Consider the following 25,038-nt stretch of genomic DNA (forward strand, 5'->3'; position numbering starts at 1 on the left):
TTATGGGGTGCGATCTCCGGCTTAGGCGATCGCTCTCATTCTCCCAGAGCAAAAATACTGTAACATCGGATGATCGAGCTACTGCTCTTCACAATTGACCGTCCCATAGCTTACTATGCAAAAAATTATTTAATCAAATTTTAAAATTTAGATGAAAAAATCATCATCGCCACTCAATGCCATTTGGCTGTTCCTGATTGTTTCCGCGACAGTAGTAGCAGCTTATAACGGCAATATGGCCGCTTTAACAGAAGCCTCTTTCACAGCAGCTGAAAGTGCTGTCACCCTAGCCATTGGACTAATTGGGGCGATGGCGCTGTGGTTAGGAATTATGAAAGTTGCTGAAGCCGCAGGGATGATGCGATTCATCGCCCGTTTAATTCGTCCACTCATGAGCCGACTTTTTCCCGAAGTTCCCGTAAATCACCCGGCTATGTCCGCGATGGTGATGAATATGGCAGCCAACGCCCTGGGATTAGGAAACGCAGCTACCCCGATGGGTTTAAAAGCGATGGCAGAACTGAATAAACTCAATCCTAATCCGGGAACCGCAACACCTGCAATGTGTTTGTTTTTAGCCATTAATACCTCATCTGTGACACTGTTACCCCTGGGTGTAATTACTGTCCGCGCTAGTGCAGGGGCTACTAATCCCGCCGCAATCGTTTTACCCTCAATTATTGCCACTATCGCCTCCACAGCCGTGGCTATTATTGCTAGTAAAATTTTTGCCCGCCGTGCATCCTCTAAGCTGACTCCTTTAGAATCTGAATTAGAAACTACCGAAACAGATAGCAAAACCGCAACCGATGAAACACCAGAATCTGAATTAATTCCTCCCGGAATGATTGGTAATATCGTTTTCGGCGGTCTAATTGTGGCATTTTTGGCGGCTGTATTTTACCGTCTGTCAATCCGTGGATTTCCGTATATCTTCAGTATGGTTTTTCTCAGTAACCTTTCCAACTGGCTACTACCTATTTTAATTTGTTTATTCCTGTTATTTGGTTATTTCCGAGGAGTGAAAGTTTACGAAGTTCTCACCGACGGAGCAAAAGAAGGCTTTGAAATTGCCATTCGGATTATTCCGTTTTTAGTCGCCATTTTTGTGGCGATTGGAATGTTTCGTGCTAGTGGCGCTCTTGATATCCTCACAGCCATAGTTTCTCCCATTACGTCACTGATTACCCTACCACCAGAAGCCTTACCAATGGCATTAATTCGCCCCCTTTCAGGTAGTGGTTCCTATGGGTTGATGTCAGAAATTGTCAAAAATGACCCAGACAGTTTTCTGTCTTTTCTCGTTTCCACCATGCAAGGTTCAACAGAAACTACCTTTTATGTCATGGCGGTTTATTTTGGCAGCATTGGTATTGTTCGCACAAGCTACACACTCCCGGCGGCGTTGTGTGCTGATGCAGCAGGAATGCTGGCATCTTTGGCAATTTGCCGGATAATGTTTTAAGTAAAGTTACCCTGAATCTGCATGAATATCCAAAAAACACTAACTACGATGATCAAAGTGATATCCACAGTTTTTATGTCCTGTGCTATCGGCTGGGAATTGTGGAATATTTATGCAGTCATGAATAACCTTAGTATTCCCAGCAGCCTGAATTTTATTTTTTGGATTGAACGTTTTGCGATTACGGCGCATTCAATTGAAGCGGTAATTGCGGCTTTTTATGCACCGAAAAAACAAAAAACTCCCATCAAATATGCGATTTATACCTTTTTTGTAGGTACGGTTGCTTTAATAGAACTGTTTGCTAAAGAGGAAAATAGTAGCAAAAAGCCAATATATAAGACTACTATTTGATTTTTGAACCGACTCTGAGACTTTATTCACAACACGATTTCCTAACCTATCCAATACCTCCTGACTAACCAAGCCCCAATTCCTGAACCAATCCAGCCAAATAAAACCATCAAAATAAACGTCAAGATCGCCCTACCAGTTCCCGCTCCCAGTGAACCACCCGGAGGTGGACCAGTTTGACGATCGCTTAACCAGATGATCAACTCATAGAAAGAAGCAGCACCAATTGCCATCACCACAAATCCAACTATGCTACCTACTGGAATTAAAAACAGATTCCAGGTAAACCCAAACCTCGCCAAGGCACTCCAGAGAATCAGCAGAGTCGGGCTAATCAGCATCATTAAAAGTAACAAGAATCCAATCATGATGAAGTAAATTTTCTAAATAGATTGTGATCCAAGCAATGATTTAGGGCTAGGACAAATATTTAGCAGCCAGACCAAACAAAGGCAAACTGATCTTTGTGCGTTTTGCATTGCATGATATGAGCAATACCTATATCGCCAAACATATAGGGCAGGTTTTGGCAGGAAGCTAGTTGAAATACTTGCCGCATGGGAGCGTGACAAATGGGACAGCCTGGACACTCCATATCTTGAACCCAGCGCGGGTAGCCCGCCAGCTTATCGTCCTCATCGGTGGGGTAGACCTCATCGTATTCCTCCAAGCCTAACCGCCCAGCCAATTCATTCCCCCGGTCATAGTTTGTGACCTGATCCCAACCGTAGACCTGTGCGATGAGATCATCAGGGTGGGGATAGTCTTCAATTTCTACCCAATCGGTGATGGTCTTGGCAGGAAAATCTATTCCATACTCTTGCCCATCTATTGTGGGTAAGGGAGGGGTGGAACCGTTGCCTAATGGCTGCACTAGACGAATCCTGACATTTTTAATCAGGAAAGGCACTCTACCGTAAAAGATTGTTCCACATTCGTACTCTGGCTGGCAGTCACCAGGAATACAGTGAAACATTTGGAGTAGACCTGTACCAAACTCTTCGCCCAGAGGTTCTGGTAAATCGGCTAAATTCAGTTGCAAGAAGAGTTGCATTGGCTGGGCGCAGTTGGGGCAAGTAGGCCAGGTTTCCTCTTCTGCCAGCCAAGGACGACCGCAAAACTTGGAAGCTAGAGAATCGCCATCTCCTTCAATAACCATCGGCTTCCAGGCGGGACGAATAAATTGGGCAATATCCAAATCGGGTTCAGGTCGGGGAGGTGGGGCAATGGTCGTGATGACGTAGCCTTTTTTCAACTTTTCATTGATTTTCTTCTCGGCTGCTGCTTCGGCTTTTTTAGGACTGCTGTAGGTGGTGCTGGAGGTTTGTCCAGTAGTGCCAATGCGCCCATAGCGGATGATGACAGCTAATCCTTGAACAGTGACTTCATAGAACTTGTGGGAATGGTCGTCGGATAATTCCAGGTAAACGGATTCGGTGTGAGAAGGAGGTGAATAGTAAGGATCATTGCTGAGAATGGTGGAGTGGTAGTAATCTTCTGCTTCCTCTTGGGAATCAAACTCACGCACTTCGTCAGACAAAACATTCCCACCATAACCCTTATGAATCAGCCTCACTTGGCAACCCTGTAGGGTAATGATTCCATAATTGGGCATTTTGCCTGTGTCTATCTCAAATTCGTAACTCTGTGATGGAGTGGGAGCAGGAATTTCAGCATCAGGCTGGGGTAGGGGATTGGCAGGGAGGGAAGGAGCAGGCGATCGCACACCAATTTCCACAAACGCCCTCCCACTCATCAACAAACTTCCATCCTCCAGCACTAGCAATTCTTCAGTGAAGGGATCAGTTGTCCAATTTAGCAAAACAGATCGACCATTGGCTGAGATGGTGTAACTACCTCGGCGATCAGTGCTTAACAATCGATAAGAGCCATCGGGTTCAAACAAATAACAGTATTTGTCTCCGTGCAGCCAAATTGATCGGATCAGTTTCTCTTGAAAAGAGTTTTCTGGCTCTGAGGATAATTGAGGCGAGGGATTACTAGGCATAGAAGGTTAGCCATTTTTTATACTTAAAATATAACTCAATTCAATTAGTCCTCCCAAGCTGCGTCTCCTAAAAATCAAGGTTTTACAGAAAAAAGGGTGTGGGGTGTAGGGTGTAGAAGAGCAACAATCAAAAACTTCTGAATCTCCTCATCTTTCCTCACAAGTTAAACAATGTCTGCAAAACAGGTACACCGAATAACGGTAGAATTAACAATCCATCTCAAATTGCCCTAGCTGTTAACCCGATGTATTGCGACTACCTGGTACAGATTCTGACTGCCCGTGTGTACGATGTTGCCCAGGAAACACCACTGGAGTATGCGCCCAACCTCTCGAAACGACTGAATAATCAACTGTTGCTGAAGCGGGAGGATATGCAGTCAGTTTTTTCTTTTAAGCTGCGGGGTGCTTACAACAAAATGGTCAACCTTTCACCGGAATTGCTGGCGCAGGGTGTCATTGCTGCATCTGCGGGGAATCATGCCCAAGGTGTCGCTTTAGCTGCTAGTCGCTTAGGAACACGAGCAATTATTGTCATGCCGGTGACTACTCCCCAGGTGAAAATAGATGCAGTCAAAGCCAGGGGGGGAGAGGTGCTATTACATGGGAATACCTACGATGATGCTTATGCTTACGCCCGTGAAGTGGAAGCAGAAAAGGGATTAACTTTTATTCATCCTTTTGATGATCCTGATGTCATCGCAGGACAGGGGACAATTGGCATGGAAATTTTGCGCCAATATCAGCAACCCATCCATGCAATTTTTGTGGCTATTGGTGGTGGGGGATTGATTTCGGGAATTGCGGCTTATGTAAAACGGTTGCGTCCGGAAATTAAGATTATCGGTGTGGAACCTGTGGATGCTGATGCCATGTCGCAATCGCTGAAAGCTGGACATCGGGTGCGGTTGTCTCAGGTGGGTTTATTTGCTGATGGGGTGGCGGTGCGGGAAGTGGGAGAGGAAACTTTTCGTTTGTGCCAAAACTATGTAGATGAAATTATTTTGGTGGATACAGATGATACCTGCGCGGCGATTAAAGATGTGTTTGAGGATACACGCTCAATTTTAGAACCTGCTGGTGCTTTAGCGATCGCAGCTGCCAAAGCCTACGCCGAACGAGAACAAATTCAAGGACAAACCTTAATCGCCGTTGCCTGTGGTGCTAACATGAACTTTGACCGTCTGCGGTTTGTCGCAGAACGGGCAGAGTTTGGGGAACGTCGTGAAGCTATCCTTGCAGTGGCCATTCCCGAAGAACAGGGTAGTCTGCGTCAGTTTTGTGAATGTATTGGTCAACGCAATCTCACCGAGTTTAATTATCGCATTGCCGATGAAACAGAAGCTCATATTTTCGTAGGTGTGCAAATTCAAAACCGTGCCGACGCTGAAAAAATGGTTGAATCCTTTGAAAGCTGTGGTTTTAAAACCATTGACTTAACAGATGATGAACTGACAAAGTTACACCTGCGGCACATGGTTGGTGGGCATTCTCCCCTAGCGCATAACGAATTACTTTATCGTTTTGAGTTTCCTGAACGTCCTGGCGCATTAATGAAATTTGTTGGTTCCATGAGTCCCAACTGGAATATTAGTATGTTTCACTACCGCAACAATGGGGCAGATTATGGGCGCATTGTGGTAGGAATGCAAGTACCCCCCCAAGAGATGGAGGAGTGGCGAGCATTTCTAGATACCCTTGGCTACCGCTATTGGGATGAAAGCCAAAACCCTGCATACAAGCTGTTTTTGGGGTGAAAGAGCGATGATAAGAACCCCACCCCCAACCCCCTCCCCGCAAGCGAGGATGGGGCTATGAGATACCTTTTATCTAGTTCCCTGACTGCAACGCTGAACGGAAGGCAGGATTAGGGAAAAGACTTTTAAATCCCGCTATCCTTTTGTTTGCAGGTTCTGGGGCAGAGTCCCAAAGTGTTTCGTAGTAGAAGAAGGTGACACCTAAACCCCGTGCTTGGGCTGCCCTTACCTGAGCCTTAATTTGTTGTATGGAAACAGGTCGATTGCGTAAACCTGTCATTACACCGATACCTGTGGGAATCACTTGTTGGGCTTCTTGAATTTCTCGACGGGAAATATTAGACACAAAGCTTTGCAAATCGGGGCGATAAATCTGCACAATTAGCTCGTCTACAATGTTTTGTCGCATCCAAGCCAGCCAGTCTTGGAGTTGAAATTTATATGCAAAATCATAGTAGTTGGGGGCAACCGAGAAAATTGCGTTGGGTTTTCTGGCTTTTACAGCTTGGTTGAGTTGCACCATAAAGGCTGTGATTTTATCTGCCCGCCACTTTACCCATGCCTCATCATTGGGATTATTGGGGGGACGATTCTTGGTTTCTTGGGTGTACAAACGAATGGTGTAGGGATCGTAACCAAATTCGTGGGGCAAACTCATGTGATCATCAAATTGAATGCCATCGACATTATATTGAGTCACAGTTTCTACTACAAGACTAGTGATAAATTGCTGTACTTCGGGATGGAAGGGATTGAGCCAGACAACTTCACCAGCCGCACTAATGGAAGTTTCGCTACCATCCCGCTTTTGTGTTAGCCATTCTGGGTGTTCCAACGCCAGTTCTGAGGTTGGGGGAGCCATGAAACCAAACTCAAACCAGGGAATTGCCAAGAGTCCCCGGCGATGGGCTTGGGTAATTAAGTCTTCGAGAATATCATGTCCATCTGCACCTCGAAAGACGAAAGGTTGAATACCAGCGCGTTGTGCTACGGCACTGGGATACATCACATAACCAGAATTCCACACTACAGGATAGATGGTGTTAAAGTTTAGCTCCCGTAATTGAGTCATGGCTGATTGGACTTTGGCACGATCTCTGAGGGTGTTGAAATCATTGTTGGTAATCCAAACTCCGCGAATCTCTTGACGCGGTAGTTGTGCCATTACTGGACTAAAACTATTCAGTAGCAGTACTGTAATAAATGATATGCAGGCAAGAATGGGAAAAAAACTTTTGAGCGATCGCACAGCGCTACGCGATCGCACAATCAAAGGTAACTTCATAGCCTCGAATAATGCGTTAGCTCTCCATGCTTGCCATATCTTTGTGTGATCAAATTTCCTAGTCATATCATCTACTAACATTTATGCTTACTAAAGGGTTTGTTGGTCGTTAGTTGTTTGTTCCATCCACAACAAATATTTGCCTCCGATAAACAGAAGCAAATTGAGTACAGTCAGATAGATGACGTAGGTAGTAACTCAAAAGTGTCCGCTAATTTTTTTTTCTGAAGGGCGACAAGTATGTTTCGTAGTAACTGTAGCGTTTTCGAGCTACAAGTAATTGTAACTATACCATGAGTGAATATACTAAATATTAATTAAACTTTTAGTTTAATTAAACACTAATTATAGTAATATCCTGACATGATTTTGGGTAAGAGCGATCGCTGTTGCTTGTGGCTAGTCCAAAACTTTAATACCGTGTTTTAGGCTTGTCAATCCACTAGGGTGTGTTATGCCGTAGGCTAACGCACCTTGAATTGTTGATACTCAGCGAGAGCGTAGCCGAAGGGTTGACTACGAATAATTTATATTTTTTCATATAACGTTTCCCACTTTAATAGATACTTGAACCCCACCCCCAACCCCCTCCCCGCAAGCGAGGAGGGGGCTATGAAATTTTTTCAGCAAACCCTACTGAGGTTTGGGATTAAAGCGCTGTTTCTTGTGGTTATCCGAAAATCCCAAACAATATTATGTAGTATGTAGGTATGTAATCATACGTGCGGACAAGCTTACCCCATGACAGTCATCACAATTCGGGAAGAAAGGCGAATAGATACCGGATTTGCAGCAATTCTCAAATTTGATGGCGGAGAATACCCAGTGACGATTACTGACCCCTTTACCCCCAAGGAAGAAAAACTACTAGAGTGGTATTTTGAAGAATGGGTAACGTTTCTTTTTAGTGATACTGTCATTGCAGAGAGGGCAGCAGGTAGCGTTAAAATATACGGTGAAAGCCTATTTAAGCAAGTTTTTCAGGCAGATTTCAATGCTTACAGCTTATATCGACAACTACGGGGTAATCTGAGTCAAGTACAGATTGAAATCGTGGCGAAAACCCCAGAATTTCACGCTATACACTGGGAAGCTCTACAAGACCCAGATTTAAGCCGACCACTGGCGGTAGACTGTGTAATGTTGCGGAAGAATGTCAGACCTGCACCAGTTTCAGCTAATGTGCAGTCATCGCCTGTGATTAATCTGCTGGTAGTGGTGGCGCGTCCAGATGAGGAAAGGGATGTGGGCTATCGGACAATTTCTCGCCCGTTGCTGGAGTTGATTGACAATAGCAATTTGCGGGTAAATGTTGAGTTGCTGCGTCCGGGAACTTACGAAAGTTTGTCTAAGCATTTACAAGAAAAAGGTGCGGGATTTTACCACATCGTTCATTTGGATATGCACGGGACGCTGCTAAATTATCAACAGGTTGAGTCTCCCAGCAAACCTGAACGCTATTTTTATAAAGGGCGTTATGGACGTGGTGATTTGCAGCCCTTTGATGGGGTGAAAGCTTTTGTCTGCTTTGAGGGCGAGTCTCAGGGAAAGGTGGATTTGGTAGAAGCTTCAGAGTTAGCCGCATTGTTGACCGGAAAGGGGATTCCTGTGTGTATTCTCAATGCTTGTCAGTCGGGGAAACAGGTGAAGAACTCCGCCAGCGAGGAGGGGTTAAGTGAAGATACTCGTGAAACCAGTCTGGGAAGTCGGTTAATGACCGCAGGGATGCAGATGGTGGTGGCTATGGGGTATTCTGTCACTGTGTCGGCGGCAAAGTTGATGATGTCACAGCTTTATCAACATTTGTTTGCTCATAAACCCATGACTGAAGCTATCAGGCTGGGGAGGCTGGAACTGTTCAATGATAAAGAACGTAAAGCCTATTTCAATAAATATATTAATTTAGAAGATTGGTTATTACCTGTGGTTTATTCTCATCAGGTAGTGAATTTTAATTTACGGCAGTTTACGCCAGAAGAAGAAGAGAAATATTACGAATCTGTTGCTATTCAGTATCGTTTCTCCTTGCCGGAATATGGATTTATTGGTCGGGATTTGGAGATTCTCAAAATTGAGAAAGCTTTGCTCAGGCATAATGTTTTGCTGTTGCAAGGTATGGGGGGAACTGGGAAAACAACTTTGTTAAATTATTTAAGGGAATGGTGGCAGAGGACACATTTTGTTGAGGATGTATTTTATTTTGGCTATGACCAAAAAGCCTGGACGCTGACACAAATTTTGTTTGATATTGGTCAGCAGGTGTATGGTAAATTTGAACGGGCGCAGTTTCAAGCCATGAGTCAGCCTGCACAGGTACAGAAATTAGTGGCAAAGTTGCGGGGTGCAGCTTACGCTGTGATTTTGGATAATTTGGAATCGGTGACTGGGCAACAACTGGCGATTCAAAATACTTTACCAGAGGCAGAACGTCAGCAAATCCTGGATTTTATCGGGAAGTTGGTAGGTGGTAAAACGCGGGTGGTTTTGGGTTCACGTAGTCGGGAAGAATGGCTACAATCTCAGACTTTTAAACAGAATATTTATGAGTTACAAGGATTAGATAAAGAAGCCCGGACGGAATTAGCAGAGAAAATTTTAGAACGGAATGTAGCTGCACACCTTATTGATGGGATTCGTCAAGATGCAGATTTTGAAAAATTGATGAAATTATTGGCAGGGTATCCCCTAGCGATGGAAGTTGTGTTGACGAATTTGCAAAGGCAATCACCCCAGGATATTTTGCAGGGGTTGCAAGGGGCTGATGTAAATTTGGATGTGGTGAGTGAGGATAAGACTAAGAGTATTTTGAAATGTGTGGAATATTCTCACAGTAATTTGTCACCAGATGCACAGAAATTATTGCTGTGTTTGGCTCCTTTTAGTGGGTTTATTTTCCGTGGAACTATTCCGCAATATATTGAGCAACTGCAAAAGTTAGAACCATTAAATAATTATTGTTTTGATAAATTCGATGATGGCATTCAAGAAGCAATTAACTGGGGTTTACTCTCACTAATTGAGAATAATCATAACTTTCTCAAAATTCAACCTATTTTCCCCTACTTTTTAAAGACTAAATTAGCATCTGTTGATGAGACAATACAGGCAGCTTTAGAAAAAGGGTTTAAAAACCACTATATAGGTTTGGCAGATAATTATCAGAAATTGATGAATTCTAAAGATGCTCAAGAGCGTCAAAGGGGTATATTATTCTGTAATTGGGAATATGAAAACCTTTATCAGTCCCTGCAAATTTGTTTGCGGAAACAAGAAAGTATTAGGATCTACTTTTGTTTATATCAATACTTTAATTTGATTAGTGATAACCAAAGTAACCTCAAGTTGGCAGAAATGATTTGTCAAAACTTAGAAAATTATCCCCCGGCATTTATCCAGGGTGAATTAGGTTATCAGATAGCATTTGCAATTGCTAGACTGGGTAATTGTCAACTGGAGGCAAAGCAGTACCAGCAAGCTAAATGTTCTTACGAAAAGACTTTAGAAATTTTTCCTACCTTAGTGGGTGAAGAAGAAAGACAAAAACAACGTTGGCAAGCCACAACCTACCATGATTTGGGAAGAGTTGCCGAAGAATTGCGAGAATATGAACAAGCACGGCGCAATTATCAACTGGCTTTGAATCTCTTTATCGAATATGGCGATCGCTATTCCCAAGCCGGCACATACCACCAGTTGGGAAGTGTTGCCCAAGAATTGCGAGACTATGAACAAGCACGGCGCAATTATCAACTGGCTTTGAATCTCTTTATCGAATATGGCGATCGCTATAAGCAAGCCAACACCTACCACCAGTTGGGAACAGTTGCCCAAGAATTGCGAGACTATGAACAAGCACGGCGCAATTATCAACTGGCTTTGAATCTCTTTATCGAATATAGTGATCGCTATGAACAAGCTGGCACATACCACCAGTTGGGAAGAGTTGCCCAAGAATTGCGAGAATATGAAGAAGCACGGCGCAATTATCAACAGGCTTTGAATATCTTTATCGAATATGGCGATCGCTATGAACAAGCCAGTACCTACGGTCAGTTGGGACTACTTGCAGAAGCAGAGGAAAACTACCCAGAGGCGAGGGCTAACTTGCAGACAGCGTTAGAGATATTTGTTGAGTATCAGGATGAATATAACGCAGGGATGATACGGGAATATTTAGACAGATTACCAGATTGATCATGAAGTAACGCATTCGCCCTCCCCGCAAGCGAAGAAAGGGCTAAGATTTAAAGATAAAACTAAACCATATTAGTCCCCCGGTGGGAGAGTCCCAACCTTTTCCGCAGGTGGTTCTGTGTAGTCACAAAATATATTTAATCCTATTTTGAGTATATACAAAACAATTACAGTGGCGATCGCAGGATCAATTGGTAATCCATTTGTGGTTGCAAGACCGACTAGAGAGACAATCAAACCTGATAGCAACGGTGAACTGCCTGGATTTTTCGTGTATTCTTTGAGTTGACCACGAAAGCCATCATCACCGCAGAGTTCTTGACGCAGTACATTCAGCGTGACTTTCCAGATTGATTTGCCTTCTGACATTAATGTTTTACCATTTTTCTCAATCCATAAATCTTCAAATGAGCGTTCAACGTTACCATTATGTCTAGCTAAGTTATCTAGGGCATATTGTGCAGGTTGGTAATCTTCCAATATTTCCCGCATATCTATGATTTCTTTACTACTGATTTGTGCTTCCATATTTTATTTTTTGGTTTAAGTTCTCAAGTTGACCCCAATTTTCAGACTTTAGCATTTATCGCGTTTTTTGTTGTCTCAATTGAACATCGACCGAATTGAAATAAGCACCTAGCCCAGGCGATTGGAAATCGCGGCTACACAGACGAAACCCACCTTCGTGGGTTAAAAACTCTAATTTTCTGTTTGCAACTAGCCCAGGCGATTGAAAATCGCGGCTACACAGACGAAACCCACCTCCGTGGGTTAAAAACTCTGATTTTCTCTTAGTCCGCGCAGGCGGACTTTGTTTGTATAGCCGCGACTTCTAGTCGCCCGGTGCAAGATATGAAGATAATTAGTTGTTAGGGATGTCTACAATGAGTCAATATGCAGATTAGCCAAGAACTATCTCTACCCAGTATGGGCTGTGGCACTTGGGCATGGGGTAATCAATTACTCTGGGGATACAATGAAAGCATGGATGAACAGTTACAAGCTGTTTTTAATCTCTGTGTCAGCAATGGTGTAACTTTGTTTGATACTGGTGATTCTTACGGGACTGGGCGATTAAATGGACGCAGTGAGTTACTGCTGGGGCGATTTACTCAAGAATATCAAGGGGTAAATAAAGATAATATTTGCATTGCTACTAAGCTGGCGGCTTACCCTTGGAGATGGACTCGTCAAGCAATGGTTAAGGCTTGTCAGGCTTCGGCGCAACGTTTGGGCAAAAATGTCGATTTGGTGCAAATGCACTGGTCTACGGCTAATTATGCACCTTGGCAAGAATCAGGTTTGTTAGATGGTCTGGCTGATTTATACGAACAAGGTCTAGTGAAGGGGGTCGGTTTATCTAATTATGGACCGAAGCGGTTGCAATGGGTACATGAAAAGTTTGCGGCGCGGGGTGTTCCTATTAAAACGCTGCAAGTTCAGTATTCTTTGCTTTCTACCTATCCTGTGACAGAATTAGGGCTGAAGGATGTTTGTGATGAGTTGGGGATAAAGTTAATTGCCTATAGTCCTCTGGCGTTGGGGATTTTAACGGGTAAATATGCGAAAAAAGGCAGTTTACCCAAGGGTATCCGGGGTTTATTATTTAGGCAGCTTTTACCTGGTGTGCGATCGCTTTTAGAATGTTTACGAGAGGTGGCGCAATCTAGAAATAAAACTATGTCTCAGGTAGCAATTAATTGGTGTATCTGTAAGGGTACTATTCCTATCCCTGGGGCGAAAAGCCTGGAACAGGCGCAGCAAAATATTGGTGCTTTGGGTTGGTTGTTAGATTCTGGCGAAATTACTGCTTTAGATCAAGCTGCTGCAAGTACGGATAAGAAAATGGTGCAAAATATCTTTCAAACTCAGTAGAAAATCCCAGTCCTTTGTAGAGACTCGATTTATATCAAGTTCGGTTCGATAATATGGAACCCCACCCCCAGCCCCTCCCCGCAAGCGAGGAGGGGAGAAAGAATGTAGAATTTTTATAAGTCTTCGGGTAAAACCCATTTAGGGGGTTCGGTCATTTTTTTCCGCAAGCGTTCTTCTGCCATCGCCAGCATTTGGTCTAAAGATGTCTCTTCGATAAATTTGGCAGTTGCTTCTCTAAACTCGACATGGGGGCATTTATCCCCTAATACGCAACCGTTAACGCAGGCTTGAGCGCAATCAATTTTTTGTTCCACAGTGAATATCCTCTCTTTAAAATATGAGCGCCCCAGGAGGGGAAGTCAAAAGTATTAAATCCCCTCGCAACGAATGAAACAAACACATTTTTCTTGTTTGGCTAACAACCCTGCTATAGAAGGGTTATAAAATGTGTTAATTAGGAGTTGTGATTTATACTTGTAAATCTCCACTCTCAATATCACGTCTGTTTGACTACTTATTAAACCCGTAACCCTGCCAAATCAGCGCTTTAGCTCCCCTCCTCGCTGGCGGGGAGGGGTTGGGGGTGGGGTTCTATATTGTGGTCATCGTCACTAATGAACCTGACATGATCTTACTCTTCGCTTTCAAGTATTACCCTCCAGATAAATTTTACCGCGCAACTTCTGCTCCTCATGGTTTAAATACCTACCATTTAGATCAAAGTCCCTGATAATCAGACTCGTGACTGCTACGCTAAGGATATATATGCAATGTTTTATTAAAAAGGGCGCTCATGTCGGAACTCTTGGCTATTACTGGAACTATTGCCGCGATCGCAACGGCTGTAATTCCTCAACAGGGTAGCGTTAGTATTGTACGGGTATCTGGTTCCCAAGCAATGGCGATCGCCCAAGCTCTATTTTCCGCCCCTGGGCAGCAAGTTTGGGAAAGTCACCGCATTCTTTACGGTTATATCCGCCATCCCCAGACACAAGCATTGGTGGATGAAGCGCTGTTATTAATCATGCAAGCGCCCCGTTCTTACACTCGTGAAGATGTGGTAGAATTCCATTGTCATGGCGGAATTATGGCAGTGCAGCAGGTCTTACAATTGTGTCTAGAACAAGGCGCTAGGCTTGCTCAACCGGGTGAATTTACTCTCCGAGCCTTTTTGAATGGACGGCTGGATTTAACCCAAGCTGAAAGCATTGCTGATTTAGTGGGTGCGCGATCGCCCCAAGCTGCTCAAACGGCTTTAGCTGGTTTACAGGGAAAATTAGCCTCTCCTATTCGGCAGTTACGCGCTAACTGTTTGGATATTCTGGCTGAAATTGAAGCTCGAATTGATTTTGAGGAAGACTTACCTCCGTTGGATCATGAAGCCATCATATCAGATATTGATCACGTTGCCGCAGAAATTACTAAATTTTTAGCCACAAAGGATAAAGGCGAACTGCTGCGAACTGGGTTAAAAGTGGCAATTGTGGGACGACCAAATGTCGGTAAATCCAGCTTATTGAATGCTTGGAGTCAGAGCGATCGCGCCATTGTGACTGATTTACCAGGGACAACCCGTGATGTAGTTGAGTCTCAGCTTGTGGTGGGGGGAATTCCTGTGCAGGTGCTAGATACAGCCGGGATTCGGGAAACAGTAGACCAAGTAGAAAAAATTGGCGTAGAGCGATCGCGCCGTGCGGCAAATGCAGCTGATTTAGTATTATTAACTATTGACGCATCAGTAGGATGGACTGAAGCTGACCACGAAATTTATCAACAAGTCCAACACCGTCCCTTAATTCTGATCATTAATAAAATTGACCTAATAAAAACACCCTTTAATATTGGTTTTAAATATCCCCACAACATTAACCAAGTTGTTACCACAGTAGCGGCAGAAAATCAAGGTATTGATGCTTTGGAAACAGCAATTTTAAACATCGTGCAAACTGGGAAAGTGCAAGCGGCTGATATGGATTTAGCCATTAATCAAAGACAAGCCGCAGCCTTAACTCAAGCTAAAATATCTTTAGAACAAGTACAAGTTACAATTGCGGATCAATTACCCCTTGATTTCTGGACAATTGATTTACGTGGTGCGATTCAAGCATTAGGAGAAATTACCGGAGAACAGGTTACAGAATCAGTCCTTGATCGGATTTTTAGTAGATTTTGTATTGGTAAATAAAGTAGTAATAATTAAACACAGATGGACGCAGATAAACGCAGATGATTTTGTACTTTATTAGACTGGGAAATGCTACAATTTTTTATTAAAGATGAAAGACATGGCTTTTGGAAATACTCTTAATTCTGCTAATGCCTTGATTATTGGTGCTAGTCAAGGTATCGGTTTAGGGTTTGTGAGAAAATTGCTAGAAGATGATAGAATTGCCAAAGTTTATGCAACCTATCGTCAACTTGAATCAGCAAGTGAATTAATCGCTTTAGAAAAGAAATATTCTGATAAATTAATTTGTTTATCTTTGGATATTACGGAAGAGTCGCAAATTGCTGAAGTTGTCCAACGCATTAAAACCGAAGTCAATAAGTTACACTTAGTGATTAACTGTGTAGGAATATTGCATGACGACACTTTTCAACCTGAAAAAAGCTTAAAGCAAATTAATTCTGAAAACTTGCTGCGTTACTTCCAAGTTAATAGTATTGGATCTATTTTACTGGCTAAACACCTACTACCTTTATTTCGCCATAGTGAAAATAGCGTGTTTGCCAGTATTTCTGCTAAATTAGCTAGTATTGGTGATAATGAAATTGGTGGCTGGTATGGCTATCGGGCTTCTAAAACTGCACTTAATATGTTTATGCGAACAGCAGCAATTGAGTATGGTAGAAGTTGTCCGAAAACATTAATAGTTACTTTACATCCTGGAACAACGGATACACGCCTATCCCGTCCATTCCAGAGAAACGTACCACCGGAAAAGCTATTTTCAGTGGAACTTTGTGTAACTCAATTGCTGTCTGTAATTGACCAACTTCAAGACGGTGATAGTGGAAAATTTTTCTCTTGGGATGGAAGTAAGTTACCTTGGTAGCTGAAATTAACTGATGCTAAAAACCAAAAACCATGAAATTTTTTATTCCAGCCGCTAATGACCATACTAGAGCCGAGGATGTTTATTATAAGATTGCTAAATTTGCCCAAGCACCAATTACCCAAAAGCGAATTTGGAAGTTACAATGGCTGGAAAACGGTGTGAATATAGAATGTGAGGTAGGTAAATCTTTACCATCTCCATATCCAACTGGTAAAGAGCTAGTTTTGGCAATATTTGAATGTGACAACCTTTATAAAATTTGTACTCTGACTCATGGAGCAGTTAAGGGTAAACCTGTTTTGGTGGCAAAAAATCCGCAAACATTAGTAACTTATTTTTTGTAATTCGTAATTCGTAATTCGTAATTCGTAATTCGTAACGATGCTAGGTATCGCTACGCTAACTTAATTAAGCGGGAGTACAAAACTTGTCTGTGGGATGAGTAAATGTACTTTACTGGACAGTATATTCCAATACGGTGCAGTTAAGAAAATTGTAGGTTGGGTAGAACGAAGTGAAACCCAACAAAGTCATGCAAGCGTTGGGTTTCGTTCCTCAACCCAACCTACGTAGTCGTAGACTTTTAGGCTTAACTGAACTGTATTGCAATATATTCAGGTTATTCGGGGCTTGCAGAAATCAAACCCGCCTGTGCGGATTTATAGCAGTTTTCATGTATTTGAATCACATCTGTCGTAGGGGCGCAAGGCCTTGCGCCCCTACGGTGTGGTATATTTACCTGGAAATCGCTGTAAAATCTGGATTTTACATTGATTGGAGGTTAGCTAAACTCAATTAAGTTGAAACCCCAAGGTTTCATGGCCGCAAGTGCTATTTCTCTATCTATACCTTCATAAGCTTCCCATTCTGAGTGTTTATCTTTAGGATGTCCGTCACCGACATGACCTGCAACTTTGATGACTGGAACGCCAGCCAACTCATTGCGCTCCATCCCTTTGGGAATCACTAGTTGGAGTTTGTGACCTATGAACTTGGATGCACTGTTATCAGCTACAGATTTTCGCACTAAACAAATATCACCAGCAGTCCCCCAAGTCGTTGGGTAGATGTGAAGGAACGATATATAGGTTTGTGGTTTGATGGCTCTTTTTAGAACTTGCATTTTTTGTAATCCTTACTCATACACTACTCTAATTAAAATACAATCTTGTAATTATCGTTCTAACTCTGACTCTCCCTCTGTCGCAGATGATACGAGTAATTGATGCTTTAAATCTTTTAACTGGTGGTTAATTCTAGATTGTGCCATGAACAATTATGATATATTCATGAATTCAAAGAGTGTTTGATCAAAAGTTCTGCTAACAAATCTTTTCCGAAAGACGGAGCTGATGCGGTGACTTCCCCAATTTACCCCGATGAGAAAACAGACGATACTACTTTGACGGCTGCAACGATTAAGCGGGTACAAGAGGGTGTGGCGGCTGCGAGCGATCGCACTGTTCGCCGTACAATAGAAGAAATTCTCCCTCGATTGGAAGCTATTAGTCAAGGACATCCAGAAACTAGAGTTAATGCTATAGTACGTCGTTGTGTATTGCGATCGCTCATTCATACTTTGTTTCGGGTACGGGTCGAAAATCTTGAGAGAATACCTCAAACACCAGCTATCCTCGCTGCTAACCATCTCCACCATATCGACCCCTTGCTGCTGTTAGGCGAACTTCCTACCCATCCTCACTACTACGTACTAGGTGATGCGCGTACCCTGTATAACAAGGCGTGGAAACGTTTTATCCTGCGTTTGGTGGGAGGTGTAATTCCTTTAGAACGGATATGGAAAGAAGAAGTGGCGGTAATGGAAGCGGCTAAAGCTGGAAGACAAGACCTCTTGGAACTAGCGAAAGCAATTGAGGAGAATGTCCCCACAGGGGGAGATATACAAACGCTGCGCCAAATAGACCGCATTGTACAGGGAATTTTGTCTCAGGGTGACGGACTTGTAGTTTTTCCTGAAGGACGTTTGGGAAGCACAGAAGGTCAATTACATCCCCTGAAACGAGGAACTGTGATTTATGCTTTACGAGCTGGTGTCCCGATTATACCAGTCGTACTAATTGGCACTCATGACCTTTATTTAGGTAAAGAGTTGACTGTGCGCTTTGGGGAACCACTATACTTTGCTCAAACTTCTAGAATCAAGCGCCAGGAAGTTGATAGAGTTTTGGAGGTATTACAAAACGCCATATTTAATCTACTACCAACTAATTATCAAGAACCAAAAGGAGTCAAGCTTTTTCGTCATTTACTGAATCATATATTGTGGTAAAGTCGAATTTATTACTAGCCCTGGCGACTAGAAGTCGCGGCTATACAAACTAAACCCGCCTGCGCGGGTTAAAAATCCAAGTTTTTCATTAGTCCACGGAGGCCGACTTGGCCTGTGTAGTAGCGTATCGCTAACGCGAAGCGTAGCGATATTATATTCGCCCAAAACTCTGAAGAAAACCGCTATAACTAAATTTGTAACGCTTTAAACCACTTAGTCATAACTGTATTAATGGTTTGTTTAATTTGATGTTTGCGATTCCACTTTTGAAAAGCCATTTCGTATTCTTCGCCTTTCGTTTGAAAGGTATTCCAAATATCTAGGCCTAATGTCAAGCCGCAAAATAGTAGAAAATACAATGACCAGGTAAGACCGCCACCAGCGACTAAATCCAGCAGGAGCAAAAAACTGTTAATAATGGCATAATTACCAACACGCTTTTTAAATCTTCCTAGACGGTAGGAATTAAAAGCTTGTCTTTGTTGGATTTCGCTGTGTTGCGATCGCCAGTCAATTTCTGCTAAATTTAGAGAATCTGGTGATATATCTAACTCTTTCGCAATTTCCAAGAGTTGCTGATAAGAAAACTCTTTATCTTGGTCATCAGCTTGACGAGCGATCGCTAACTGAAGAATACGCTGCACATCCTCTTGGCTATAAGAACGAAGGCTCTGAGGTTCAAATGCCGTCATAATATTATCTCTAAGTGTGACCTTTACTAACAGTTTGCCACTCAGTAGCTGTGATTCAGCTACACCACCATCAAAATTATTTGTACTATATCTACACTAACAAATCTCAATAAGCTGTAGGCAGATATTTCGGAAAATATTATCGGGGTTGGGGTAGTTGAAAAGCATAAATATCTTGAATAGCTTGTACCCAACCATCTGAGACAGATTCCAAGATGCGATCGCCTTTTTCCTTAGTTGCGGTGGTTGCGTCACCAATTACACCACTTTTACTGACATCTCGCGTCGCCCAAGACACAGGTAACTTACCCTCTAAACTCAGTAAAGTGCTTTGGGTTTGTTCTGGTGGATACTCAGCCACAGCTAAATCCATTTTCACCTGTTCTGGCAAAATCGCCAACATAATGCTAGTTTCGGCATCTCCCGCGTGCATTCCTTGGGCTGCTTCCTTCGGTGTTAATAATTCTTTGGTGATATGAGGCACACGCCAAGTAAACAAGGGAAACACCAAAAAATCATCATATTGAATATGCAAATCCCGCGCCACCATTTGCATAACTTGGGGTTGTCCGCCGTGGGAATTCATCAACACCAATTTTCTAAACCCAGCCCGGTAGATACTTTCACCCATTTCCATAATAATTGCTGTCAGGGTTTGAGTACTTAAAGTTATCGTTCCGGGAAAATGCCAATGCTCATTCGATTTACCATAATAGAGAGTGGGTAAAGCATAGGCGGGAATGCTAATATCCAGTTTTTTCAGGGCTGCTCCCAGAACTCCTACACCAATAGCAGCATCAACAATCAGTGGTAAATGAGGGCCATGTTGTTCAATCGCCCCGACTGGTTGAATGATTACTACATTTTCCTTATTCGGCATAGCCTGGATATCAGTCCAAGTCAAGTAGGGAAAAAACCGTTCTGGGGGAATAAAGCTGTGCATCTTACTACTATCGCGTCATTTTCATGTTAACGGGATTCCAGGGAAATGAGGGCAAGAAGCAGGGGTAAAGTCCCCAGTAGGGGCGGGTTCATAGATATGATTCAACATCAACTGTGGATATTACTAAACCCGCCCGTACCAACCAATACCGAATCCCCAGTACACCAAGCAGTAGGAAGGACAAAACTCAATGATTGAAGAGCATGAATCTATTCGTACCCTATCAGTTGATATTGGCGGTAGTGGTGTTAAAGCACTGGTTTTAGATATCACAGGAAATCCCATAACCAAAAGGATGCGTTTAGAGACACCCCAACCGGCTAAACCAGAAATGATTATTGATGCTATAGAAGTGTTAGCAGCATCTCAAGGTGAATTTCATCGCGTTTCTGTAGGTTTTCCCGGTGTAGTGCGTCAGGGAGTCACAGAAACAGCAGTCAACTTATATCAAGATTGGATTGGATTTGACTTGGAAACAGCATTGTCCCAACGTCTTAACAAGCCTGTACGAGTGATTAATGATGCCGATATGCAGGGTTTTGGGGCGGTAGCAGGTAAAGGTTTGGAATTGGTAATTACCTTGGGTACAGGTTTTGGTTCGGCTTTATTTATAGATGGCAAACTTGTGCCAAATATGGAAATGGGACATCATCCATTTCGCAAGGGTAAAACCTATGAAGAACAACTCGGACGGGCAGAATTAGAGAAAATTGGTGATAAAAGATGGAACAAGCGTTTAGAGAAAGCGATCGCCTCTTTACAAAGACTGTTCAATTATGATTACCTTTACATTGGCGGCGGTGAAGCTGTCAGGGTAAATCTTGAGCTACCCTTAAACGTCAAACTCATCCCGAATATCACTGGTTTATTAGGTGGAATTGCTTTGTGGAAAGATTCGTAGTCAGGGCGGGTTTACAGATATCATTCAACATCAATGAGGATATTACTAAACCCGCCCCTACTGAGGACTGACAAATAAAAAACCCCTCTCTTCCATCTTTCTCTGTGTCCTCTGCGTCTCTGTGGTATGGCTAACGCCACGCTCCGCGAACGTTAATTTATTTCTTAAAAATCCCCTCCCGAAATCTACCTGCTGCGTAAGTCCCACGAAAGATGTCCAAATTAATTATCCAACTTATCCATAAAAGAAAGGATAGGGATAATTAACCATGCAATTAAAGCCCATTAATCAGCAAGTAGTCGCCGTCGTGGGGGCTTCTAGCGGTATCGGTAGAGAAACAGCGCTAAAGTTTGCCCAACGTGGTGCAAAAGTAGTAGCGTCAGCCCGCAGTGAACCTGGATTAAAGTCTCTAGTTGAAGAAATTCGCGGATTGGGCGGTGAGGCGATATATACTATTGCCGATGTCAGTGATTTTCAGCAAGTTAAGGCGATCGCAGACAAAACTGTGGCAGAATATGGGCGCTTGGATACTTGGGTTCATGCTGCGGCTACAGGTATCATCGCGCCGTTTGAGAAAATTACCCCAGAAGAATTTGAGCGAGTTGTGGATGTCACCTTGATGGGACAAGTGTATGGTGCTATGGCTGCACTACCTTATCTCAAACAACAGGGACGCGGCTCATTAATTCATATTTCCTCAATGGAGGGTAGGCGCAGTTTGCCACTACAAAGCCCCTATTCTGCCGCTAAACACGGTTTAGAAGGTTTTTTAGAATCCTTACGTGTGGAATTGCAACATGAAAAATTACCCATTAATGTCACCTCAATATTACCTTCCACAATTAACACACCCTATTACAATAAGATTCGCACCAAGTTAGGGGTAAAGCCTACGGGGATACCGCCTTATTACGAACCCAAAATTGTCACTGATGCCATTCTCTATGTGGCTGAACACCCCATGCGGGATTTTATCGTGGGGGATGCAGGCAAAGTATTAGATTTACTGCAACGGGTTTCACCGGAATTAGTCGATGCAATTTTACTCGCGATCGCCTTTCCCGGTCAACGTACCAATGAGCCAAAATCAGAGGATGCACCGGATAATGTTTTTACCGCCATTCCTGGCTATGACAGCATTGAGGGCGATTTTAGAAACCTCTCAATCCCCAGTTTCTTAGATTGGTGGGATATGAATCCGACTTTGAAATGGGGCGCTGTAGCCCTTGGGGTTGTTGGTGTTGCAGCTTTTCTGGGTGGGTGGCGTAAGAGTTTGGATTTGTCTTAAGAATATGAATTGACCTCACCCCCAACCCCTCTCCTTGGTAAGGAGAGGGGAGACTTTGACGCAAGTTAAAGGCGGGGTGATTTCAATAAACTTTAAAATAGAGAGGAATCAGGAGGTCGCAATAATTACCAATCTTGGAAATAAGAAACAAAAGGATTATCGACACTGAAACAAGTACAACTATCTCCCTCTAATACTAGATGAGCTTGATTTACAAAGTATTCATACCACTCATATGCCATACTTGTATGATATTCATGGCATGAATCTTCTTCTTGCTTTTTATCTATTGTAGAGAGATTTTCATCATATTCTTCCTTAATTTTTTCGTGTTCTTTCTGAGATTCTTCTTCTATATAATTATGTTCTTCATCATCATCTGGATCAACATATCCATGCTGATCATTAGCCCATTCATCTACTAATATATGAGCAGTATTCATTTCTTGTTTTAAAGAATCTTTTTCCATTTCATAGGATTTACATATCCAATAATAATCTGAATTTATCGTATCTATAGTTTCTTTTAAATATTCATCTTCTTCTTGGTCAATACAATAATGAGCATATTCAACGTTTCTTATTGTTTTTCCTAAGACAATTATTTTGATTTCCTTTGTTCCTGAATCAAGTAACATTTTTTTACAAGCTTGAATAGAATTTCCTGTGGTTAATACATCATCCATTAATATCACTTTTTTATTTTTGATAACTGATGAATTAGCTACTTTAATAGTTTTTAAATGCTTTTCTATAGTTCGAGTTCGATCATCATTTGAATCTTTAAACCGTTCAAGACAAAAAACTGCATCAGTAAATTTAGAGTATGACTTGACCAATTGTTTAGCTAACTCACGAATGCCTGAAGATGGATTGGAGGATTTGCCAGACGGAACAGTAGCAATTGAAATATCTTCATCACTCAAAAATTTTCTAATTTCTTTAATAAAAAAATTAATTGAATCCTCTTTTTGACGTTTCAATTCTAAGATAGTATTACTATATTCATTAAAATACCCACTATCTTTAGGACGATAGAAACCTAAATAAAATAAATCCGGTAAACTATCAAAAAATCTCATATCTGGTTCCAATCACGTCGATTAATCAATAATAACTTATTAACCCATTCTATCCGCTAATTGGTGACACTGCGCGAGTATATACCTTTGCGACTTTGCGCCTTTGCGCGAAACAAATCCATATTTGAATCACAGCCTTTTTTTATTTATCACTCCCTTAGTTCTGTAATCTGGTCTTGAAGTAAATCAAGGCTTATGTAAAACTGATGATCTTTCGCTTCACAGCCTACATCAGAGGAACTAAAACATGGCGCGTCTAGCACTGCTGAGTGTATCTAACAAAACTGGTATAGTTGACCTGGCTCGTCGCTTGGTCGAAGAATTTAACTTTGATTTAATCAGCAGTGGGGGAACCGCCCAAACCCTCAAGGATGCGGGGCTACCTGTCACTAAGGTTTCTGATTACACTGGTTCACCTGAAATTTTAGGTGGTCGAGTTAAAACCTTACATCCTCGTATTCATGGCGGAATTTTGGCGCGGCGAGATATTCCCCAACATTTGACTGATTTAGAAAATAACCAAATTCGCCCGATTGATTTAGTGGTAGTGAATCTTTATCCCTTTGAGGAAACTATTGCTAAACCTGGGGTGACGTTATCTGATGCTGTGGAACAAATTGATATCGGTGGACCGGCGATGTTACGGGCTGCATCGAAAAATTTCGCCCATCTCACGGTATTATGTGACCCAGCACAGTATGAGGAATATTTGCAGGAATTAGGGCAAAATAACGGCACTGCATCTCTGGAGTTTCGCCAAAAATGTGCTTTAAAAGGTTTTTCCCATACGGCTAGTTATGATCAAGCCATAGCAGCTTATCTTAGCCAACAATCTCAGGATTCTCTACCCCAGGAATATAGCCTTTCTGGGCAGCAATTGCAATCTCTGCGTTACGGCGAAAACCCCCATCAACCTGCTGCTTGGTATCAAAGCGGAACTACTCCCACTGGTTGGGCTGCGGCGACAAAATTACAAGGTAAGGAACTGAGTTATAACAACTTAGTTGATTTAGAAGCCGCCCGGCGCATTATTGCTGAGTTTACTGATACCCCAGCAGCCACGGTAATTAAACACACAAACCCCTGTGGTGTTGCTGTCGGAAGTACTCTGGTGGAAGCATATCAAAAAGCTTTTAATGCTGATTCGGTTTCAGCTTTTGGGGGAATTGTGGCACTTAATCGCCCCATTGATGCGGCGACAGCTAATGAGTTAACTAAGACATTTTTAGAATGTGTGGTTGCGCCGAGTTGTGAGCCTGAAGCCCAAGAAATTTTGGCGGCGAAATCGAAACTGCGGATTTTAACGTTAGCAGATTTGAGTAGTGGTCCCCAAGATACCGTGAAAGCGATCGCTGGTGGTTTTTTAGTCCAAGCTGCTGATGATGCTCAAGCTGATTCTAGTAAATGGCAAATTGTCACCGAACGTCAACCCACACCCGACGAGTTAGCCGAGTTACTGTTTGCTTGGAAGGTCTGTAAACACGTTAAATCCAATGCTATTGTGATTACAAGCGATCGCACTACTCTAGGCGTAGGTGCTGGTCAAATGAATCGCGTTGGTTCAGTTAAAATAGCTTTAGAACAAGCTGGCGCAAAAGCCCAAGGTGCAATTTTAGCCAGCGATGGATTTTTCCCCTTTGATGATTCTGTGAAAACAGCCGCAGCAGCTGGAATTACTGCCATTGTCCAACCAGGCGGCAGTTTGCGCGATCAAGATTCCATTAAGGCTGCGAATGAATTGGGTTTACTCATGGTGTTAACTGGTATCCGCCACTTTTTACATTAAATCTTTGGGTATTACATTGTGACAGTTTATAAACTGTCACATATTACACTTGTATTTTC

Annotated in this window: 21 protein-coding genes; 12 read left to right on the forward strand and 9 right to left on the reverse strand. The window is 42.6% G+C overall.

The genetic code is table 11. The features are described from left to right. Positions 1-151: 151 nt before the first annotated feature. Together ACM0OW_RS13075 and ACM0OW_RS13080 are read left to right on the forward strand one after the other, a co-directional pair. Positions 152-1,465 carry a nucleoside recognition domain-containing protein gene (locus ACM0OW_RS13075; RefSeq protein WP_414550537.1) on the forward strand — a complete coding sequence of 438 codons (1,314 nt, stop codon included), beginning with the start codon at positions 152-154 and terminating at the stop codon, positions 1,463-1,465. A 21-nt stretch (positions 1,466-1,486) separates the two neighbouring features. Continuing rightward, positions 1,487-1,819, forward strand: a complete 333-nt coding sequence (locus tag ACM0OW_RS13080) for a hypothetical protein (protein ID WP_414550538.1) — start codon at positions 1,487-1,489, stop codon at positions 1,817-1,819. Positions 1,820-1,860: 41 nt separating this feature from the next. Here ACM0OW_RS13080 and ACM0OW_RS13085 read toward each other — a convergent pair whose 3' ends face one another. Then, positions 1,861-2,187, reverse strand: a complete 327-nt coding sequence (locus ACM0OW_RS13085) for a hypothetical protein (protein WP_414550539.1) — start codon at positions 2,185-2,187, stop codon at positions 1,861-1,863. Between the two features lie 62 nt (positions 2,188-2,249). Continuing rightward, a complete protein-coding gene (locus ACM0OW_RS13090) occupies positions 2,250-3,827 on the reverse strand; it encodes a WGR domain-containing protein (protein ID WP_414550540.1) in 1,578 nt (525 codons plus the stop codon). Between the two features lie 245 nt (positions 3,828-4,072). On the opposite strand from ACM0OW_RS13090, the gene ilvA reads away from it, so the two are divergent. Further along, positions 4,073-5,584: a threonine ammonia-lyase, biosynthetic gene (gene ilvA, locus ACM0OW_RS13095; protein WP_414550541.1), complete on the forward strand. Its 1,512-nt coding sequence runs from the start codon at positions 4,073-4,075 to the stop codon at positions 5,582-5,584. A 73-nt stretch (positions 5,585-5,657) separates the two neighbouring features. Here the strand turns inward: ilvA and ACM0OW_RS13100 are convergent, their stop codons facing one another. Further along, positions 5,658-6,869: a glycoside hydrolase family 10 protein gene (locus tag ACM0OW_RS13100; RefSeq protein ID WP_414550652.1), complete on the reverse strand. Its 1,212-nt coding sequence runs from the start codon at positions 6,867-6,869 to the stop codon at positions 5,658-5,660. A 741-nt stretch (positions 6,870-7,610) separates the two neighbouring features. On the opposite strand from ACM0OW_RS13100, the gene ACM0OW_RS13105 reads away from it, so the two are divergent. Further along, entirely contained in the window at positions 7,611-11,063 is a 3,453-nt protein-coding gene (locus tag ACM0OW_RS13105) for a tetratricopeptide repeat protein (protein ID WP_414550542.1), read from the forward strand. 72 nt (positions 11,064-11,135) lie between these two features. Here ACM0OW_RS13105 and ACM0OW_RS13110 read toward each other — a convergent pair whose 3' ends face one another. Beyond that, positions 11,136-11,591, reverse strand: coding sequence for a hypothetical protein (locus ACM0OW_RS13110; protein ID WP_414550543.1), 456 nt, complete (start codon positions 11,589-11,591; stop codon positions 11,136-11,138). 366 nt (positions 11,592-11,957) lie between these two features. Between ACM0OW_RS13110 and ACM0OW_RS13115 the strand changes: the two genes are divergently transcribed. After that, entirely contained in the window at positions 11,958-12,938 is a 981-nt protein-coding gene (locus tag ACM0OW_RS13115; protein WP_414550544.1) for an aldo/keto reductase, read from the forward strand. A 113-nt stretch (positions 12,939-13,051) separates the two neighbouring features. Here ACM0OW_RS13115 and ACM0OW_RS13120 read toward each other — a convergent pair whose 3' ends face one another. Continuing rightward, positions 13,052-13,252, reverse strand: coding sequence for a hypothetical protein (locus ACM0OW_RS13120; RefSeq protein ID WP_414550545.1), 201 nt, complete (start codon positions 13,250-13,252; stop codon positions 13,052-13,054). Between the two features lie 479 nt (positions 13,253-13,731). Between ACM0OW_RS13120 and mnmE the strand changes: the two genes are divergently transcribed. From mnmE to ACM0OW_RS13135, 3 genes are all read left to right on the forward strand, one after another. After that, positions 13,732-15,123 carry a tRNA uridine-5-carboxymethylaminomethyl(34) synthesis GTPase MnmE gene (gene mnmE, locus ACM0OW_RS13125; protein WP_414550546.1) on the forward strand — a complete coding sequence of 464 codons (1,392 nt, stop codon included), beginning with the start codon at positions 13,732-13,734 and terminating at the stop codon, positions 15,121-15,123. Positions 15,124-15,223: 100 nt separating this feature from the next. Continuing rightward, positions 15,224-15,994, forward strand: coding sequence for an SDR family NAD(P)-dependent oxidoreductase (locus tag ACM0OW_RS13130; protein ID WP_414550547.1), 771 nt, complete (start codon positions 15,224-15,226; stop codon positions 15,992-15,994). Positions 15,995-16,026: 32 nt separating this feature from the next. After that, positions 16,027-16,341: a hypothetical protein gene (locus tag ACM0OW_RS13135; protein ID WP_414550548.1), complete on the forward strand. Its 315-nt coding sequence runs from the start codon at positions 16,027-16,029 to the stop codon at positions 16,339-16,341. Positions 16,342-16,778: 437 nt separating this feature from the next. Here ACM0OW_RS13135 and ACM0OW_RS13140 read toward each other — a convergent pair whose 3' ends face one another. After that, complete coding sequence (locus tag ACM0OW_RS13140) at positions 16,779-17,120, reverse strand: hypothetical protein (protein WP_414550549.1); 342 nt, start codon at positions 17,118-17,120, stop codon at positions 16,779-16,781. 234 nt (positions 17,121-17,354) lie between these two features. Here ACM0OW_RS13140 and ACM0OW_RS13145 point away from each other — a divergent pair, with 234 nt between their 5' ends. Beyond that, complete coding sequence (locus ACM0OW_RS13145) at positions 17,355-18,287, forward strand: lysophospholipid acyltransferase family protein (protein ID WP_414550550.1); 933 nt, start codon at positions 17,355-17,357, stop codon at positions 18,285-18,287. A gap of 188 nt (positions 18,288-18,475) precedes the next feature. Here ACM0OW_RS13145 and ACM0OW_RS13150 read toward each other — a convergent pair whose 3' ends face one another. Both ACM0OW_RS13150 and ACM0OW_RS13155 read right to left on the reverse strand, forming a co-directional pair. Continuing rightward, positions 18,476-18,979 carry a 2TM domain-containing protein gene (locus ACM0OW_RS13150; protein WP_414550551.1) on the reverse strand — a complete coding sequence of 168 codons (504 nt, stop codon included), beginning with the start codon at positions 18,977-18,979 and terminating at the stop codon, positions 18,476-18,478. Between the two features lie 139 nt (positions 18,980-19,118). Then, positions 19,119-19,922 carry a creatininase family protein gene (locus tag ACM0OW_RS13155; RefSeq protein ID WP_414550552.1) on the reverse strand — a complete coding sequence of 268 codons (804 nt, stop codon included), beginning with the start codon at positions 19,920-19,922 and terminating at the stop codon, positions 19,119-19,121. 190 nt (positions 19,923-20,112) lie between these two features. Here ACM0OW_RS13155 and ACM0OW_RS13160 point away from each other — a divergent pair, with 190 nt between their 5' ends. Both ACM0OW_RS13160 and ACM0OW_RS13165 read left to right on the forward strand, forming a co-directional pair. Beyond that, complete coding sequence (locus ACM0OW_RS13160) at positions 20,113-20,823, forward strand: ROK family protein (RefSeq protein ID WP_414550553.1); 711 nt, start codon at positions 20,113-20,115, stop codon at positions 20,821-20,823. Between the two features lie 268 nt (positions 20,824-21,091). Next, positions 21,092-22,111 carry an SDR family oxidoreductase gene (locus ACM0OW_RS13165; RefSeq protein ID WP_414550554.1) on the forward strand — a complete coding sequence of 340 codons (1,020 nt, stop codon included), beginning with the start codon at positions 21,092-21,094 and terminating at the stop codon, positions 22,109-22,111. Between the two features lie 125 nt (positions 22,112-22,236). Here the strand turns inward: ACM0OW_RS13165 and ACM0OW_RS13170 are convergent, their stop codons facing one another. Further along, positions 22,237-23,193 carry a phosphoribosyltransferase gene (locus ACM0OW_RS13170; protein WP_414550555.1) on the reverse strand — a complete coding sequence of 319 codons (957 nt, stop codon included), beginning with the start codon at positions 23,191-23,193 and terminating at the stop codon, positions 22,237-22,239. A gap of 247 nt (positions 23,194-23,440) precedes the next feature. On the opposite strand from ACM0OW_RS13170, the gene purH reads away from it, so the two are divergent. Continuing rightward, positions 23,441-24,979 carry a bifunctional phosphoribosylaminoimidazolecarboxamide formyltransferase/IMP cyclohydrolase gene (gene purH / locus ACM0OW_RS13175; RefSeq protein WP_414550556.1) on the forward strand — a complete coding sequence of 513 codons (1,539 nt, stop codon included), beginning with the start codon at positions 23,441-23,443 and terminating at the stop codon, positions 24,977-24,979. Positions 24,980-25,038 lie beyond the last annotated feature (59 nt).

This window comes from Anabaena sp. CCY 0017 (assembly GCF_963920885.1).
Taxonomy (GTDB): domain Bacteria; phylum Cyanobacteriota; class Cyanobacteriia; order Cyanobacteriales; family Nostocaceae; genus Nodularia.

Coding starts and splice junctions, on each gene's coding strand:
- ACM0OW_RS13075 (WP_414550537.1), top strand. CDS start 152: ATGAAAAAATCATCATCGCCACTCAATGCCATTTGGCTGTTCCTGATT.
- ACM0OW_RS13080 (WP_414550538.1), top strand. CDS start 1,487: ATGAATATCCAAAAAACACTAACTACGATGATCAAAGTGATATCCACA.
- ACM0OW_RS13085 (WP_414550539.1), bottom strand. CDS start 2,187: ATGATTGGATTCTTGTTACTTTTAATGATGCTGATTAGCCCGACTCTG.
- ACM0OW_RS13090 (WP_414550540.1), bottom strand. CDS start 3,827: ATGCCTAGTAATCCCTCGCCTCAATTATCCTCAGAGCCAGAAAACTCT.
- ilvA (WP_414550541.1), top strand. CDS start 4,073: ATGTATTGCGACTACCTGGTACAGATTCTGACTGCCCGTGTGTACGAT.
- ACM0OW_RS13100 (WP_414550652.1), bottom strand. CDS start 6,869: ATGAAGTTACCTTTGATTGTGCGATCGCGTAGCGCTGTGCGATCGCTC.
- ACM0OW_RS13105 (WP_414550542.1), top strand. CDS start 7,611: ATGACAGTCATCACAATTCGGGAAGAAAGGCGAATAGATACCGGATTT.
- ACM0OW_RS13110 (WP_414550543.1), bottom strand. CDS start 11,591: ATGGAAGCACAAATCAGTAGTAAAGAAATCATAGATATGCGGGAAATA.
- ACM0OW_RS13115 (WP_414550544.1), top strand. CDS start 11,958: ATGCAGATTAGCCAAGAACTATCTCTACCCAGTATGGGCTGTGGCACT.
- mnmE (WP_414550546.1), top strand. CDS start 13,732: ATGTCGGAACTCTTGGCTATTACTGGAACTATTGCCGCGATCGCAACG.
- ACM0OW_RS13130 (WP_414550547.1), top strand. CDS start 15,224: ATGGCTTTTGGAAATACTCTTAATTCTGCTAATGCCTTGATTATTGGT.
- ACM0OW_RS13135 (WP_414550548.1), top strand. CDS start 16,027: ATGAAATTTTTTATTCCAGCCGCTAATGACCATACTAGAGCCGAGGAT.
- ACM0OW_RS13140 (WP_414550549.1), bottom strand. CDS start 17,120: ATGCAAGTTCTAAAAAGAGCCATCAAACCACAAACCTATATATCGTTC.
- ACM0OW_RS13150 (WP_414550551.1), bottom strand. CDS start 18,979: ATGACGGCATTTGAACCTCAGAGCCTTCGTTCTTATAGCCAAGAGGAT.
- ACM0OW_RS13155 (WP_414550552.1), bottom strand. CDS start 19,922: ATGCACAGCTTTATTCCCCCAGAACGGTTTTTTCCCTACTTGACTTGG.
- ACM0OW_RS13160 (WP_414550553.1), top strand. CDS start 20,113: ATGATTGAAGAGCATGAATCTATTCGTACCCTATCAGTTGATATTGGC.
- ACM0OW_RS13165 (WP_414550554.1), top strand. CDS start 21,092: ATGCAATTAAAGCCCATTAATCAGCAAGTAGTCGCCGTCGTGGGGGCT.
- ACM0OW_RS13170 (WP_414550555.1), bottom strand. CDS start 23,193: ATGAGATTTTTTGATAGTTTACCGGATTTATTTTATTTAGGTTTCTAT.
- purH (WP_414550556.1), top strand. CDS start 23,441: ATGGCGCGTCTAGCACTGCTGAGTGTATCTAACAAAACTGGTATAGTT.